Source organism: Bartonella sp. AP57NXGY (assembly GCF_042195805.1).
In the GTDB taxonomy this organism is placed as follows: Bacteria; Pseudomonadota; Alphaproteobacteria; order Rhizobiales; family Rhizobiaceae; genus Bartonella.
Genome location: NZ_JBHIOZ010000267.1, coordinates 1 through 1,523, shown reverse-complemented (window position 1 = coordinate 1,523; position 1,523 = coordinate 1). Strand labels below are relative to the sequence as shown.

Sequence of the window (1,523 nt, the reverse complement as noted above, 5' to 3'; positions counted from 1 at the left end):
CAGCTAAGAGCCTTGTTTGGCATTATAACTTTTATATTTTTATGTTTTTTAGGAATTAAAAAAAATCCCTACTTTATTCAAAGTATTTTGATATTTGCATCTGTTTCTTTGGTAATAGTCACAGCGGTTTTTGCAATTTTATGCAATTCTCATATTCCTTTTGAGTTGCAGAACAATCCAAAATATAAAGATGATGATACAACGGGTTGGGTGAAACTAACACGTGATTTACAACAGTATATGCACAGACTCTTAAAACTAATAAGTTTAGCGCTTGTCGTTTTAATTTTCCCAAGTAGTTATAAAGAAACGGTCTCTTTACCTATTATTTCTAAGTACGTGGAGCATAAGCTTTCTTTTTCATTGGATACTGTACTTTGGTACTCAGATATTGCTCTTTGGTATTCCTTTTTAGTTTGTGTATTGTTTCTTATGTTACATACACGCAGTTTAATAAACATATCTATTTACACACTACAGTGCTCCGTTAAAAAGCTATAGTAAAATTCCGATTTTATAAAACTGCTTAGATTAAATGGCGTTGTCTCTTCTCAACGTTCATAGATGAGATCAACAAGGAGATAAAAAACTATCGAAAGCTGTTTGATACTCTTTGTAGCAGGAAAGAGATCAACGCATTGAACGAAGCATGGCGTCACGTAAAATTGCGTTAATCCGTGTTTGATATCCTTTCCCTTGACTTTTAAGCCACGCTAGAACGTCTGAATCCACACGTACTGTTGTGACAGTTTTGGTTGGTTTATAGAATGGATTGCGAACGGCGTTTTTCCAGAATGCATCATTGAGTGACGGAATATCACTATGATCAATTGCACTGTCCGGCATTGCAGCCAGCTTATCAACTTCAACTCTCTGTTTATCTGTCAAAGGTGATAAGTTACCTACATCAATTTCATAAAGAACTTTCTTCTTCATAACGTTTCCTTTCTTTCGAGTTAGCTCGCCGCGCTGAAATAATACGGATTACTTCTATACCATCTTTATCATCATGGACAGTATGCGCCACGAGCAGCAGTAAAAAACCATCCACAAGACCCAAAGTTTGCCAACGATATTCTCCGTTTTCAATACGGTCTTGTTTAACCATGGCGAACGGGTCTGCAAAACACGAGCAGCAATTTCAAAACTGACACGGTGCTTTCTAAGATTACTTTTTGCTTTAGTTTCATCCCATTCAAATCTTATTTTCATATCTTATGTTAATACATTTATGTATGTATTTCAAGAGTTTTAAATGAACACTGAACTATTTATGTTTTTTTGCATATTAAATATAATTTTATATGTTAAAAAACAATAATATCATTTTGAAATAATTGAAAAAATAAGCAAATCATGCTAAGATTTTCTATGTATTAAAGTACAAGTTTAAGGTAAGAAAAAACATGCTAAATAAAGTGACATTAATCGGGCGTTTAGGTGCTGATCCCGAAAGCAAAACAATGAATTCTGGAGCAGAAATAGTCAATTTTAGTATAGCGACTTCTGAGAGCTATACAGAT

At 33.8% G+C, this 1,523-nt stretch carries 3 protein-coding genes and 1 pseudogene; 2 read left to right on the top strand and 2 right to left on the bottom strand.

Annotated features, from left to right (window positions below):
• On the top strand, positions 1-501 hold a 501-nt coding region (locus ACFIL8_RS10160; RefSeq protein WP_375689661.1), incomplete at its 5' end, for a hypothetical protein.
• A 129-nt stretch (positions 502-630) separates the two neighbouring features.
• Here the strand turns inward: ACFIL8_RS10160 and ACFIL8_RS10155 are convergent.
• Positions 631-936, bottom strand: a complete 306-nt coding sequence (locus tag ACFIL8_RS10155) for a BrnA antitoxin family protein (protein WP_273756873.1) — start codon at positions 934-936, stop codon at positions 631-633.
• Positions 914-1,212, bottom strand: a pseudogene (locus ACFIL8_RS10150) (BrnT family toxin). Before ACFIL8_RS10150 ends, ACFIL8_RS10155 begins: the two are co-directional and overlap by 23 nt.
• A 194-nt stretch (positions 1,213-1,406) precedes the next feature.
• On the opposite strand from ACFIL8_RS10150, the gene ACFIL8_RS10145 reads away from it, so the two are divergent.
• Positions 1,407-1,523, top strand: a 117-nt coding sequence (locus ACFIL8_RS10145) for a single-stranded DNA-binding protein (RefSeq protein ID WP_375689663.1), incomplete at its 3' end; no start/stop codon positions are given.

Excerpts from the sequence above, each read along its gene's own strand:
- ACFIL8_RS10155 (WP_273756873.1), bottom strand. The coding sequence starts at position 936 with ATGAAGAAGAAAGTTCTTTATGAAATTGATGTAGGTAACTTATCACCT.